The organism is Rhodoferax sp. GW821-FHT09E07 (genome assembly GCF_059416145.1).
In genome coordinates this window covers 292,506-305,129 of record NZ_JBWKOP010000002.1, presented here as the reverse complement: position 1 = coordinate 305,129, position 12,624 = coordinate 292,506, and the positions used below count along the sequence as shown (strand labels likewise).

The window sequence follows — 12,624 nt, the reverse complement described above, 5'->3', positions numbered from 1 at the left end:
CAGGCAGTGGGCTTATTTGGTGAAGCCCTTGCTGCGCAGGTAGTCAGCAGCCACCTTGCGGGAGTCCAGACCTTCAATCTGGATCTTGGCGTTCAGCGCTTGCAGCGTGGGGCCGTCCAGGGATTTGAAGATGGGTGCCAGCACCGTGGCAATGGCTGGCGTGCGCTTCAGCACGTCCTCACGCACCAGCGGCGCGGGGGCGTACACAGGCTGTACGCCCTTGGGGTCTTCCATTACCACCAGGCCCAGCGCGGCGACGGGACCGTCGGTGCCGTAGGCCATGGCGGCATTCACGCCGGACGTCTTTTCGGCCGCCGCCTTGATAGTGGCGGAGGTGTCACCCCCAGCCAGCACCAGCGCCTGGTCCGCGCGCAGCTTGAAGCCATAGGCCGCCTGGAAGGCGGGCATGGCGTCTGCACGCTCCATGAATTCGGCAGAGGCGGCCAGCTTGAAGGCCCCGCCACCTGCAATGTATTTGCCCATGTCATCCAGGGTGCGCAGCTTGTTGGCCGTGGCGATGTCCTTGCGCACGGCAATGGCCCAGGTGTTGTTGGCATTGGCAGGTTCCAGCCAGACGATATGGTTCTTCTCCATGTCCATCTTCTTGGCCAGCTCGTAGCCCGCACGCAGGCTCTTCCAGGCCTTGTTGCTCTCGTCGCCCAGCATGAAGGCGCCGTTGCCGGTGTATTCGGGGTAGAGGTCAATCTCGCCAGCCAGCAATGCGGTGCGCACCACCTTGGTATTGCCCAGCGAGACCTTGTTTTCGGTCTTGATGCCGTTGGCTTCCAGCGCCAGCACGATCAAGTTGCCCAGCAGCTTGCCTTCGGTGTCGATCTTGGAGCCCACGCGCACGGCGTCTTGCGCGTGCACCGTCCCCATGGTCATCAGGCCAGCGGCCGCAATCAGAACCGTGCGACGCAAAAAATGCAGAGGTGTTGCCATGGGATGTTCCTTTCAGAGTGGGGCACAGGATAAGCGAAACCCATTGCCCCCGGAAGTCCGTCGGGCAGCTGGCCTGTGGTGCAATGGAACTATCCATTGTTGATTGACAGGAGACCCCATGAAAGCTATCTGGAACGGCACCGTGATTGCCCAAAGCGACGACACCGTGCTGGTGGAAGGCAACCACTACTTTCCCGCCAGTGCCCTGAACCGCGACTATGTGCAGTTCAGCAACCACAAGACCAGCTGCGCCTGGAAGGGCCAGGCCAGCTACTACTCGCTCATGGTGAATGGCGAAATGAACATCGACGCCGTCTGGTACTACGCCGACCCCAAACCCGAAGCCGAGATGGTGCGCGACCGCGTGGCGTTTTGGAAAGGTGTGCAGGTTACGGCGTAACCTGTTGTAACTTATATTCTCCCCATCAACAAAATAAGACCCGCAACTGGTACACGGCGGGTCCCGTAACGGTGGGGAGACCGATGAGCATGAAGAATTGGTGTGTAGTGAGCCTGGCCCTGGTGGGCGCAATCGCGCAAGCGGGCGTTCCGGAAGGCGTGGAAGCCTTTGGCAAATCGCGTTACCCCGATGCGCGCAAAGAACTGACTGACCCCGCCGCGCAAGGCAATGTGGAAGCCATGGCCCTGATGGGCGAAATGCTCATGCGCGGCCTGGGCGGCAGCCGCGACGAGCTAAAGGCGCGTGAATACGTCCTCAAGGCCTATGACGGCGGATCACTGCGTGCCACGCACACCCTGGGCGTGATGTACCTGAACGGCAACCTGGTCACCAAAGACGAAACCAAGGGCGTAGAGCTGGTCAAAAAAGCCGCCGAACTGCGCTACCCCGCGGCTCAGGCGCTGTACGGCGTGTGGCTGACCCGTGGCCTGTATGGGCAGGAAAAGAACGAAGTGATGGGCATGACCTGGTTCAACGAGGCCGCGGCGCAAAACGACCCGTTGGCCATGGCCTGGCTGGGCGATGCCTATGAATACGGCAAGTCCGGCGTGGCGGCCGACAACCTGGTCGCGCTGGACTGGTACAAGAAAAGTGCCGAAGGGATGAACGCTTCGTCCATGGTGTCCGCCGGGCGCATGTATGCGCTGGGCAAGGGCGTGAGCGCCGATGGTGCCGAGGCCCTGCGCTGGTTCAAGAAGGCCGTGCTCCAGAACTACTACAGCGGCTACACCTGGATCGCCAGCGTCTACGAATTTGGCCGCGGCGGCGTAGCCAAGTCCAGCAGCCTGGCCTACAGCTGGTATCTGGTGGTGCCAGCCAATGCCCCGCCCGAGGTGGTGAAGGCCGCCGCCGAAGGCAAGGAGCGCTTGGCCAAGTCGCTGACACCGCCCGAAATGGAAGAGGCCGTGAAAAGCTCCAAGACCCTGGTCGCACAGACCATGTTTGCCGAGTTGTCCGCCATGGTGACCCGCCCGCCCACGACTCCGGTGGTGCAAAAAGGGGTGTATGGCAGCGGTGTGGTGGTCAGCAAACGCGGAGACATCGTGACCAACGAGCACGTGGTGCAGGGCTGCGAAAAAGTCCGCGTGCAACCCCTGGGCCTGGACGTGAAAGTGGTGGCCAAGGACGCGAAGAACGATCTGGCCCTGCTCAAGCTCGAAGGGGCGCTGCCTCCCGCCATCAAGTTCCGTGCAGGCAAGGGCGTGCGCCTGGGCGATGAGCTGGTGGCCATTGGCTACCCGCTGCGCGGGCTGCTCTCGTCAGGCCCCATCGTGACCACCGGCATCTTGAATGCGCTGAGTGGCGCCAACGATGACACCTCGGCCTTCCAGATGTCAGCCACCGTGCAGCCCGGCTCCAGCGGCGGCCCGATTGTGGACAACGCGGGTGCGCTGGTGGGCATCGTGCGGGCCCGCCTTTTGCCCAATGGCCCGGTGGCCCCGCAGAACGTGAACTTCGGCATCAACCTGGCTACGGTGTCCGGCTTTCTGGACGCGCATGCGGTGGACTACACCGTGGGCCCCGCCACCAGCAAACCCCTGAGCGTGAGCGACATCACTGCCCAGGTGCAAAAGGCGACGGTGCAGGTGGAGTGCTACTGAGACAAATGGCCTGCGCTGATGTGCTTGGTGCCCGGTAGCTCGCAGCTCAGCGTTTGGGCGGTGCTTCGACTCCCGAAATCTGCATCACGCTGGCAGGCAGTCGGGCACCCTGGATGTCAATGGCCGCTACTTCGGCATTGAGCTGGCGTAGTTCCGCGGGTGCAAAGGCGATTGCCGCTGCGCCCAGGTTCTCTTCCATGTGCGCCAGATTGGTGGTACCTGGAATGGGAACGATCCAGGGCTTCTGCGCCAAGAGCCAGGCCAAGGCCAGTTGGGCCGGCGTCGCGTTTTTGCGTTGCGCCCAGGTCCGCACCACGGCGACCAAAGCCATGTTGGCAGGCAAGACATCGGGTGCGAATCGCGGCACCACCGAACGGAAATCCATCACCGGCGTGCTGGCAAAGCGTGAGTTGGCGGTGACCGCACCAGTCAAAAAGCCCATGCCCAGGGGGCTCCAGCATACGAAGCCAATTCCCAACTCTTCGCAGAGTGGCAACACCTGGGCTTCCGGGCCGCGCCACAGCATGGAGTATTCATTCTGAATGACGGTTAGCGGCTGCACAGCATGCGCGCGGCGGATGGTCTGCACACCGGGCTCGGACAGGCCGAAGTGCAGCACCTTCCCTTCGGCGATCAGGTCCTTGACCGCACCCGCCACCTCCTCAATCGGAACCTGTGAGTCCACCCGGTGTTGGATCAGGATGTCGATGCGATCCGTCCGGAGGCGGCGCAACTGGGCCTCCACTACTTGCTTGATGTGTTCGGGCCGACTGTTGAGGCCGCCGCGCCGCTGACCCGTCGCCGCGTCAATGTCAAAGCCAAATTTGGTCTCCAGCACGATTTGGTTGCGAATCCCTTGCAGTGCTTCACCCACAATGTCTTCGGACAGAAACGGGCCGTAGGCCTCCGCTGTGTCGATCAGTGTCGCGCCCAGGTCCACGGCCCGGCGGATCAGTCGGATTGCCTGGGGCCGGTCAAAGCTGCTGCTGTAAGAGTCGACCACCACACCCGGTGTGGCACCGGGGCGCCATTGGCAGCCCAACCCGACCGGGAACACCTCCACAGCACCCAGTTTGCGCCGCAGCGACGAGGTGGTTTGCCGGGGTGCGGTGGCGCTCTCAGCCGCACTGGCACATGCCGAGAGCAGCCACGGTGCTACCCCCAAGCTGGCCACTGTTGCCAGCATCTGGCGACGCTGTAGCCCAAAAGAGTATTGAGCTGGTGAGGAATCTTTAGTGGGTGCGGACATGGTCAAGCTCCTGGGGTGAGGTCAGATTTCAAGGCGTCGCTCGGCCATCCACTTCACCATGGCCGGATCGCGGTGCGAGAAGAAGCTGCTGGTGTTGGTGTCCAGTGCGGTGATGCGGGCCATGTCGGCGTCGTCCAGCTGGAAGTCGAAGACGGCAAGGTTCTCGGTCATACGTTCTTTGCGCACCGACTTGGCTAGCGCTCCGATACCACGCTGCACCAGCCAGCGCAACACCACTTGCCCCACTGACTTGCCATGGCGTGCACCAATGGCCAGAAGTACCTCGTTCTGGAACAGGTTGTTGCGGCCCTCTGCAAACGGTGCCCAAGCCTGCGCCTGCACGCCTTCCGCCTGCATGAATGCCGCGCTCTCCAACTGCTGCTGAAACGGATTGACCTCCACCTGGTTCACAGCCGGCGGTATTTCGTTGAAGGCCTTGATGTCCATCACCCGGTCCGGGTGGAAGTTGCTCACGCCAATGGCGCGCAGCTTGCCGGCCCGATATGCGTCTTGCATGGCACGCCAGGAGCCGTGCACATCGCCGTAGGGCTGGTGAATCAGGTACAGATCCAGGTAATCCAGCTGCAGGCGCGCTAGCGACTTGTCAATGGCCTGCTGGGTGCGCTCATAGCCCGTGTCTTGCACCCACAGCTTGGTGGTGACGAACAGGTCCGCACGGGCCACACCGCTCTGGCGGATGCCTGTGCCTACAGCGGCTTCGTTGGTGTACGAGGCGGCGGTGTCGATGAGCCGGTAGCCCGTCTCAATGGCATCCACCACACAGCGCGCGCATTCTTGCGCGTCTGGTATCTGAAATACGCCAAATCCCAGAATGGGCATCTGGACGCCGTTGTTCAAAGTGACTGTTTGCATGGTGCTCTCTGCAGTGTGGGTGAGGCGAACTTTAGGCTGATCACTAGCATCTGAATAGCTGCAAATCATTTGTTGGATTGGCATCCAAAAAGGGATAATGGTTTGCAAGAGGAGGGCGCGTATGGCCATTAACGAGTTGCGTTCCGTGACGACATTCATCAAGGCCGCCGAATTGGGCAGCCTGCGCAAAGCCGCGCTGGAGTTGGATATCAGCCCCCAAGCCGCGAGCAAGGCCCTCGCGCAACTGGAGAAACACCTGGAGGCCCGCTTGTTCCACCGCACCACGCGCGTTATGTCGCTCACAGATGCGGGTCAGCGGTTGTTGGAGGATGTTCAGCCCGCGCTGTTGGGTGTGCAGCGCGCTCTCAAGAAGGCCAAGTCCACCACAGACGAGATTGCGGGTCCCTTGCGCATCATCGGCCCCCGCACCACGTTCCAGCCTATTCTGTGGCCCCTCATTGAAGAGTTTTGCGAACGCTACTCCGGCATCCAGCCCGATGTGCTGCTGGAAGACCGCGTGGGCAACTGGGTGGAGGACCGGGTGGATGTGGGCTTTCACATGGGGCGATCGCCACACGACGGCGTCATTGCCCGCAAGCTGTTTCCGCTGCAGCTGTTGGTGTGCGGCTCGCCCGACTACTTTGCACGCTTTGGCGTGCCCGATTCGCTGGCTGCATTGGCCAACCATCGCTGCAGCGTGTTCCGCCATCCCGGTACCGGAAAACTCGCTCCCTGGCACCTGAATCTGGACGGGCAACCCATCGAACAACCCGTCACCCCCACCATCATCAGCAATGACGAAATGCTGGAATTGCATGCTGTGCTGGCGGGCAAGGTGCTGGGGCAACTGGCTGGCGCCACCGCGGCCCCCTACATTCGCGCTGGCAAGTTGGTGCCTATTTTGTTGAACCACATGTCAGACATTGGCAGCTACTTTGTGTACTTTGGCAGCCGCCAGTCGCAACCGGCCCGTGCCCGCGCGTTTGTCGACTTGGTGGTGGAGCGCCTGACTGACAGCGCCACCTATGTGCTGTCCCACAAGGAGCTGGTTGCCGCCAAAAGCAGGTTGCCCAAACCCGTGCGGGTCGGAAAGGGCAAAGCCAGTTCAATGGGGGGCAAGACTGCGCCGCCTATAGATAAAAAATGCCCCTAGCCCCCGTGGAATGTGCGCTAGAAGCTACTAATTTGGTAGCAAAAATCCCTCAACTACGCATGGCGTGCAATGGCGTTGTAGGACTATTCCTACCCAAAGTCGAGATTTTGTCCGCTGGTGCCAACCGCGTGCGTCAGCCAAACTGACGTCGTGGTTTTATAAGTCACCACGTAAGGAAATACCATGAACTCGTACCCTGTCTCTGCCAATCAACCTAGCGTGTTTCGTCTGCATCCTTTGATCACGGTCGCTGCGGGCTCTGTGATTTTGGTGAGCCTGCTGGGCGCCGCCGCCATTACGGGAATTCTTCCCAACTCCAATGCCAACGCTAACGCCAACGTGCCTGGTGCTATCGCAACCAGCGCCGCGGCGGACGTGAAGCCACTGCCGGCCCTGTCTGCGCAGCAGACCACTGCGAGCCACAAGGCCCCGGTTCAGAAAACGTCCACCCAGGTGGCATCTGCTTCTCCGGCGCCTGCACAACCCGCCGCTGCACCGGCCCAGAAGAACAGCGCTGTCGGTATCGGCATTGGCGCTGTGGTGGGCGGTGTGCTGGGTAACCAGTTTGGCAGTGGCGATGGCAAAACCCTGGCCACCATCGCAGGCGCGGTGGGCGGTGGCTACCTTGGCAATGAAATTGCCAAGAAGAACGCTGCCCCTTAAACCTCCAGCTTCCGCTAGGCGGCCTGCCGCCACTGGCGGATTTGTGCCGCCGTGGCGGTGGCGCCCCCGCACACGATGAACAGCACGTTGCGGTAGGGCGCCAGCGCCGCGTTGGCTTCGTAGGCCAGCGCCAGGCTGGCACCGCAGGCAGGTTCCACCAGTACGCGGTGGTCGGTCAAGAATCTCTCGCACGCATCCAGCGCACTCGTGTCTGACACCAACACACTTTGCACCGGGCGCTTTTGCGTCCACTGGAAAGCCTGTTCACACACGCGCTTGGCGCCCAGCGAACCGGCAATGCTGGTGATGGCGTCCAGCGCCACCGCTTGCCCGGCCTGCATGGCCGCGTGCAGCGACGCGGCGCCATTGGTTTCCACCGCAATGATGGGCACATTGCTCCAGCCATTGCGCGCCATGCCTTCGGCCACGCCCGACAGCAGGCCACCACCACCCACCGACAGCACGACCGCATCGGGCACCAAGCCGGCGCGGGCCACCTCATCCACCATGCTGGCGTGACCGGTCCACAGCAGCGGGTCGTCAAACGGGTGCAAAAATGCATCGTCCGGCCCCACCAGCGACAGCGCCAGTTCATTCGCCTCTTGCCACGACGCGCCGTGCACGATCACCTCCGCGTTCTCCAGCCGCAGCAGCTCTTGCGCCCGCGCCGTGGTGGTCTGCGGCACCACCACCGTCACGGGGATGTCCATCACCCGCCCCGCATAGGCCACGGCCATGCCCGCATTGCCGCCGGACGACGACACAAAGCGCTTGGCCCCGCGCTGCGCATGGATCTGGCAGGCATGGCCAATGCCGCGAATCTTGAAACTGCCGGGCGGCTGCAGCGCTTCCATCTTGAGCCAGATGGTGCGTTGCGCAGCGAGGCTGAGGGCGCGGGATTCCAGCAGAGGGGTTTGTAGGTGGAGGGGAGTTTTCGTCATGGGGGAGAGGTTAACGCACGGTCATATACTGATGCGAAAGCAAATAGAAATATCAATTCGTTGCCGCAAGGGAGGCGCGCATGAATCTAGTCCGGTCATGTTGTTTTGCACGTTTTGGTATCTATCAGGACATATTTATTAATACAACCGTCATCGTGCATGAAACAAGAAAATAGACTCTGTTGCAGAGCTCTATCGCTTCATTGCGCCATTCATCGACACAAAAAAAGACATTTATATAAGTTTGGATGGTCAAGCCGCTAGCACTGCGACAAAGGCGGGCCGCTTCGTAGATTCCGCATTGCCTGACCTATGGTTTACGCTTTTAGGTTCTGACAATCGAACTCTCATTGAAGCCAAGATTATTGATGACGAAGGGAAGGCGTTGCTAATGCAAAGTCAGTTGGCTGCATGGCGCAATATCGGTTCTGGAGCCTATAAGCCCAAGTATTGGGTCGCTGCAAACCGATCATTTGACAAGTTTTTCATTGAGTCGACTATTTCTGACAGCTCGTTTCAAACTTCTCGTGCTAAACGTCAGTGCTCCTGACTCGCGCGCATTAGGTTAGCCCGCCATCAACCTCCGCACAGCCACACGCGCCTCCGCCCGCAGCTCCCCCACATCTACCCCCCGCAGCACATCGTTCTCCACAACCTGCTGCCCATTCACCCACAGCCCCTTGAGCGCAGGCCGCCCGCCGCTGGCTACGGGCCCCACCGCCACGTCGTGCAGGCCAAAGTAGCGCGGGTCGTCCAGCGCGTAGAGGGCGATGTCGGCGGCCATGCCGGGGGCCAGCGTGCCGATGGCGTCCAGGCCCAGCACCTTGGCGCCGCCGGAGGTGCCCCAAGCCACAACGTCGTCGGCGCTCACAGCGGTGCTTTCACCTTCGCCATTGCCACCGCGATAAATGGGTTGGTTGCGGTCTCCAGCCGCTGCGCGTTGCATGAGCCAGGCGGCGTGCACTTCGGAAATCATGTCGGCGGCCTCGTTGGAGGCGGCGCCGTCCACGCCCATGGAGATGGGCACGCCGGCCGCCTGCAGCGCCAGGATGGGGGCGATGCCGCTGCCCAGGCGGCCATTGCTTTGCGGGCAGTGGGCGATGCCGGTGCCGGTGCTGCCCAGCAGGGCTATCTCTTCGGCGTCCAGCTTCACCAGGTGCGCAAACCACACATCGCTGCCCAGCCACTCGTGCTCCTCCACAAAGCGCACCGGGCTCATGCCGTGCATGCTGTGCACGGAGTCCTGGTAGCCCACGGTCTCGGACAAATGCGAGTGCAGGCGGATGCCAAGGCTGCGCGCGGTGCGGACGCATTCCACCAGTTCGGCCGGGGCCATGGAATAGGGCGGTGTGGTGGGCGCCATGACCACGCGGCGCATGGCGTTGGGCGATGCGTCGTGGTACAGCTTGGTCAGGCGCTGCACGTCGCCCAAGAAACCGTCTAGCGACTCGGGGCGCAGGGCCTGGGGCAGCTCGGCCTCCAGCTGGCGCACCTTGGTGGCGCCGCCACGGCACAGCACCATGCGCAGGCCCATGCGCTCGGCTTCTTCAAACAGGATTGCCGAGCTGTCAAACGGCATGCCGGGGTAGTACAGGTAGTTGTGGTCGGCCACGGTGCCGCAGCCCGACAGCGCCAGCTCCAGCAGGCCAATGCGCACGGCGGTGCGGAATAGGCCTTCGTCAAACGCGGCGCGAAAGCGGTAGGGCGTGGCGGCCAGCCAGGCGGTGAGCGGCAGGTCCAGCCCATGCGCATCGCCCTTGATGAGCGACTGGAACAGGTGGTGGTGCGTGTTGACCCAGGCGGGGTAGACCACGCAGTCGGTGGCGTCCACCACGCGTTCGCCGGGCTCGGGCGTGAGCTGGCCGATGGCGGCTATGAGGTTGCCACGGATGCGGATGTCAGGTCCGGCGGTGCGAGAGGATGCGCCGCGATGGCCCGTGAGGATGGCAGCGGCGTTGCGGATGAGGGTTGAGGTCATAGAGAGTTTCTTGTTAGGCGCCTTGCGCACTGTCATGCCAGTGGCCCAGGGCTTTTTTGCTGAGCCAGTCCATGCTGAGGAAGAGGGCGATGCCGGTGAGCGAGATGAGGGCGAGTGCGGCAAACAAACGCGGAATGTTGATCTGGAAACCGGCCTGCAAAATCTCATACGCCAGGCCTGCGCCGGTGCCGCCGGTGCCGGCCACAAACTCGGCGACCACGGCGCCGATGAGGGCCAGCCCGCTGGAGATGCGCAAGCCCCCAAAGAAGAAGGGCAGCGCACTGGGAATGCGCAGGCGCACCAGCGTTTGCCAGCGGCTGGCGCGGCTGAGCTTGAACAAGTTGACCAGTCCGGGGTTCACGCTGCGCAGGCCCAGCACGGTGTTGGAGATGATGGGAAACACCGTGACCAGCGTGGCACAGATCACCAGCGCCAGCGTGGGCTGCTTGACCCAGATGATGATGAGCGGCGCCACCGCCACCACGGGCGTGACCTGCAGCAGGATGGCGTAGGGGAAGAGGCTTGCCTCGATGAGGCGGCTTTGCACAAACAGAAAGGCCGCAATGACGCCCAGCACCGTGGCCAGCACAAAGGCCAGCACGGTGATCTTGAGCGTGACGGCCAGTGACAGCAGCAGCGAGGGGCCGTCGGTCACCAGCGTCTGCGCAATATCTGTGGGCTTGGGCACCAGGTAGACCGGCACTTGCCAGGCCGTGCAGATGCCCTGCCACAGCAGCAAGAAGGCGGCTCCTACGACCAGCGGGGCCAGCCATTTGAGGGTGTTGGCGCTTTTGAAAAAAGAGGTTTGCATGGCGTGTGTTCCTTGGTGCAACTTAGTGCAAATCGGCGGGGTCGCTGGCGGCCATCAACATCGCCGATAGGTCACGGCAATGCTCGGCAAACGGGGGCGAGAGGCGGTAGGCCTCGGAGCGGTCGGGCTCGGGCAGCGGCACATCGGCCACGATGCGGCCGGGTCGCGCGGCCATCATCACCACGCGGCTGGACAGAAACACCGCCTCGTAAATGCTGTGGGTGACAAACACCACCGTCAGGCCCGTGGCCTGCCACAGGGCACGCAGGTCAGTGTCGAGCTTGTTGCGCGTGAACTCGTCCAGCGCGCCAAAGGGTTCGTCCATCAGCAGCACATCGGGCTTAGTCACCAACGCCCGCGCGATGGAAGCGCGCATCTGCATGCCGCCTGACAGCTCGCGCGGGTAGGCATGGCCAAAGGCACCCAGACCCACTTGCGCCAGGGCCTCGGCCACGCGGGCGTCGGCCTCGGGCCGTGGCACCTTTTGCAGGTCCAGCGGCAGGCGCACATTGGCAGCCACCGTGGCCCAGGGCATGAGCGTGGCCTCCTGGAACACCATGGCCGACTTCAGCCCGGACTTGGCTGGCTGGTCGGCCCCGGCCCAGCGGATGTGGCCGTGGCTGGGCTCCTCCAGCCCGGCAAACATCTTGAGCAGCGTGCTCTTGCCGCAGCCCGAGGGGCCGAGCAGAGAGACAAAATCGCCGCGCTGGATGCGCAGGCTCATGCGCGCCAGCGCGTGGGTGCCGTTGCCATAGGTTTTCTCCACCTTGTTGGCGTGCAGCACGGTCTGCGCATCGGGCGCATCCAATATTTGCGGGGCCGGGGCTTCTTCGTCGGCCATGGCCGTGTCGGTGCTGGTTTTCATGAGCATGCTCACTCCTTCACAGAAGATTCGGGGACGATGGGCACCACCGTGCGGCGGTTGCCGGCGTGCATTTCCACTTCGCCGTGCTCGGCCAGCACGTCCATCAGCATGCGGCGGATCAGCAGGCCGGGTTTGTCGGATGGCATGTGGAATTCTTGGCGGCGGCGGGTGTCGATGCAGGCGTCGGGGTCGGTGGCCTCCAGGATGTCGCGGTCTTCGGCGGTGATAGCGGCGTCCCAGTCAATCAGCTCCTGCGTGCTGCACTGTTCTTCGGTGTCGTTGCGGTACAGCCACTGCACCAGCATGAGGCGGTCGTCGCTGATGGGCGTGGCGCAGTTGTAGATGATGTGGTCGATGCCGCTGTCGGGGTAGTGGCAGCCAAAGCGGCGCGAGAAGGGCAGGTAGTACTTGTTGACCAGGCGGCGCGTGGTGATGGGCGTGGTGGCGCCCGTGACGCGATGGCCTGCGGGCGGGTTGTTGATGGGCACCACGGTCTCGCCCTCAAAGCCAAAGTCGGTTTCCACCAGCTCATACTTTTGCGGCACGGGTTGGTTCAGGATGCCGAAGTTGGCCTTGTGCACAAAGCTGAAGTGCGAGTTGTCAAACGAGTTCTCCATCACGCGGACCGGGCTGGTTTTCCACTCTTCGTAGAACTGGAAGATGCGGCGGTAGCCGGGTGCACCATCTTCCGGAAAGTGAGGGATGGGGCGCAGCGGGTCTTCCAGCGCCACCCACACGTAGCCATATTTCTCCTGGCAGTGGAAGGCGGGCACCTTGGCCCCGGCGGGGATGGCGGCGTCGGGGTTTTGCGGGATGCGCACGCAGGCGCCGCTGCAGTCGTACGTCCAGCCGTGGTAGCCGCAGACGATGTGGTCGCCTTCGACAAAGCCCTTGGACAGCTTGGCGGTGCGGTGGCAGCATCGGTCGCGCAGGGCGGCGGGTTCGCCATTGGCTTTCTTCCACAGCACCAGGTTTTCACCCAGGAGCGTGAAGGGTTTGGGGCCATCGCTCAGCTGGCTGATGGGCATGAGTGCGTACCAGAAGCGGCGCAGCACGGGTTGTTGGGTGACCAGCATGGGTGTGCTCCT

Annotated in this window: 12 protein-coding genes; 4 read left to right on the top strand and 8 right to left on the bottom strand. The window is 62.7% G+C overall.

Annotated elements, in window-relative coordinates; all coding sequences use genetic code 11:
- Positions 1 to 12: 12 nt before the first annotated feature.
- Positions 13 to 942, bottom strand: a complete 930-nt coding sequence (gene osmF / locus AC07OE_RS04665; protein WP_495069401.1) for a glycine betaine ABC transporter substrate-binding protein OsmF — start codon at positions 940 to 942, stop codon at positions 13 to 15.
- A gap of 118 nt (positions 943 to 1,060) precedes the next feature.
- On the opposite strand from osmF, the gene AC07OE_RS04660 reads away from it, so the two are divergent.
- Both AC07OE_RS04660 and AC07OE_RS04655 read left to right on the top strand, forming a co-directional pair.
- Complete coding sequence (locus AC07OE_RS04660) at positions 1,061 to 1,342, top strand: DUF427 domain-containing protein (protein WP_495069400.1); 282 nt, start codon at positions 1,061 to 1,063, stop codon at positions 1,340 to 1,342.
- Positions 1,343 to 1,425: 83 nt separating this feature from the next.
- A complete protein-coding gene (locus AC07OE_RS04655) occupies positions 1,426 to 3,003 on the top strand; it encodes a trypsin-like peptidase domain-containing protein (protein WP_495069399.1) in 1,578 nt (525 codons plus the stop codon).
- Between the two features lie 46 nt (positions 3,004 to 3,049).
- Here AC07OE_RS04655 and AC07OE_RS04650 read toward each other — a convergent pair whose 3' ends face one another.
- Positions 3,050 to 4,252 carry an aldo/keto reductase gene (locus tag AC07OE_RS04650; protein ID WP_495069398.1) on the bottom strand — a complete coding sequence of 401 codons (1,203 nt, stop codon included), beginning with the start codon at positions 4,250 to 4,252 and terminating at the stop codon, positions 3,050 to 3,052.
- A 21-nt stretch (positions 4,253 to 4,273) separates the two neighbouring features.
- Positions 4,274 to 5,125, bottom strand: a complete 852-nt coding sequence (locus AC07OE_RS04645; RefSeq protein WP_495069397.1) for an aldo/keto reductase — start codon at positions 5,123 to 5,125, stop codon at positions 4,274 to 4,276.
- Between the two features lie 121 nt (positions 5,126 to 5,246).
- Here AC07OE_RS04645 and AC07OE_RS04640 point away from each other — a divergent pair, with 121 nt between their 5' ends.
- Both AC07OE_RS04640 and AC07OE_RS04635 read left to right on the top strand, forming a co-directional pair.
- On the top strand, positions 5,247 to 6,278 hold the full coding sequence (locus AC07OE_RS04640) for a LysR family transcriptional regulator (protein ID WP_495069396.1): 1,032 nt from the start codon (positions 5,247 to 5,249) through the stop codon (positions 6,276 to 6,278).
- A gap of 183 nt (positions 6,279 to 6,461) precedes the next feature.
- Positions 6,462 to 6,941 (top strand): glycine zipper 2TM domain-containing protein, encoded by a 480-nt coding sequence (locus tag AC07OE_RS04635; RefSeq protein WP_495069395.1) that lies wholly within the window; start codon positions 6,462 to 6,464, stop codon positions 6,939 to 6,941.
- A 14-nt stretch (positions 6,942 to 6,955) separates the two neighbouring features.
- Here the strand turns inward: AC07OE_RS04635 and AC07OE_RS04630 are convergent, their stop codons facing one another.
- The 5 genes from AC07OE_RS04630 to AC07OE_RS04610 all read right to left on the bottom strand — a co-directional run bounded on the left by AC07OE_RS04630 (position 6,956) and on the right by AC07OE_RS04610 (position 12,612).
- Positions 6,956 to 7,882: a pyridoxal-phosphate dependent enzyme gene (locus tag AC07OE_RS04630; RefSeq protein WP_495069394.1), complete on the bottom strand. Its 927-nt coding sequence runs from the start codon at positions 7,880 to 7,882 to the stop codon at positions 6,956 to 6,958.
- Between the two features lie 565 nt (positions 7,883 to 8,447).
- Positions 8,448 to 9,860: an amidohydrolase family protein gene (locus AC07OE_RS04625; RefSeq protein WP_495069393.1), complete on the bottom strand. Its 1,413-nt coding sequence runs from the start codon at positions 9,858 to 9,860 to the stop codon at positions 8,448 to 8,450.
- A 13-nt stretch (positions 9,861 to 9,873) separates the two neighbouring features.
- On the bottom strand, positions 9,874 to 10,671 hold the full coding sequence (locus tag AC07OE_RS04620) for an ABC transporter permease (RefSeq protein WP_495069392.1): 798 nt from the start codon (positions 10,669 to 10,671) through the stop codon (positions 9,874 to 9,876).
- A gap of 22 nt (positions 10,672 to 10,693) precedes the next feature.
- On the bottom strand, positions 10,694 to 11,512 hold the full coding sequence (locus AC07OE_RS04615; protein WP_495069604.1) for an ABC transporter ATP-binding protein: 819 nt from the start codon (positions 11,510 to 11,512) through the stop codon (positions 10,694 to 10,696).
- Positions 11,513 to 11,544: 32 nt separating this feature from the next.
- Positions 11,545 to 12,612 (bottom strand): aromatic ring-hydroxylating dioxygenase subunit alpha, encoded by a 1,068-nt coding sequence (locus tag AC07OE_RS04610; protein ID WP_495069391.1) that lies wholly within the window; start codon positions 12,610 to 12,612, stop codon positions 11,545 to 11,547.
- Positions 12,613 to 12,624: the final 12 nt, after the last annotated feature.

Excerpts from the sequence above, each read along its gene's own strand:
- AC07OE_RS04620 (WP_495069392.1), bottom strand. The coding sequence starts at position 10,671 with ATGCAAACCTCTTTTTTCAAAAGCGCCAACACCCTCAAATGGCTGGCC.
- AC07OE_RS04610 (WP_495069391.1), bottom strand. The coding sequence starts at position 12,612 with ATGCTGGTCACCCAACAACCCGTGCTGCGCCGCTTCTGGTACGCACTC.
- AC07OE_RS04630 (WP_495069394.1), bottom strand. The coding sequence starts at position 7,882 with ATGACGAAAACTCCCCTCCACCTACAAACCCCTCTGCTGGAATCCCGC.
- AC07OE_RS04625 (WP_495069393.1), bottom strand. The coding sequence starts at position 9,860 with ATGACCTCAACCCTCATCCGCAACGCCGCTGCCATCCTCACGGGCCAT.
- AC07OE_RS04650 (WP_495069398.1), bottom strand. The coding sequence starts at position 4,252 with ATGTCCGCACCCACTAAAGATTCCTCACCAGCTCAATACTCTTTTGGG.
- osmF (WP_495069401.1), bottom strand. The coding sequence starts at position 942 with ATGGCAACACCTCTGCATTTTTTGCGTCGCACGGTTCTGATTGCGGCC.
- AC07OE_RS04660 (WP_495069400.1), top strand. The coding sequence starts at position 1,061 with ATGAAAGCTATCTGGAACGGCACCGTGATTGCCCAAAGCGACGACACC.
- AC07OE_RS04640 (WP_495069396.1), top strand. The coding sequence starts at position 5,247 with ATGGCCATTAACGAGTTGCGTTCCGTGACGACATTCATCAAGGCCGCC.
- AC07OE_RS04615 (WP_495069604.1), bottom strand. The coding sequence starts at position 11,512 with ATGGCCGACGAAGAAGCCCCGGCCCCGCAAATATTGGATGCGCCCGAT.
- AC07OE_RS04645 (WP_495069397.1), bottom strand. The coding sequence starts at position 5,125 with ATGCAAACAGTCACTTTGAACAACGGCGTCCAGATGCCCATTCTGGGA.
- AC07OE_RS04655 (WP_495069399.1), top strand. The coding sequence starts at position 1,426 with ATGAGCATGAAGAATTGGTGTGTAGTGAGCCTGGCCCTGGTGGGCGCA.
- AC07OE_RS04635 (WP_495069395.1), top strand. The coding sequence starts at position 6,462 with ATGAACTCGTACCCTGTCTCTGCCAATCAACCTAGCGTGTTTCGTCTG.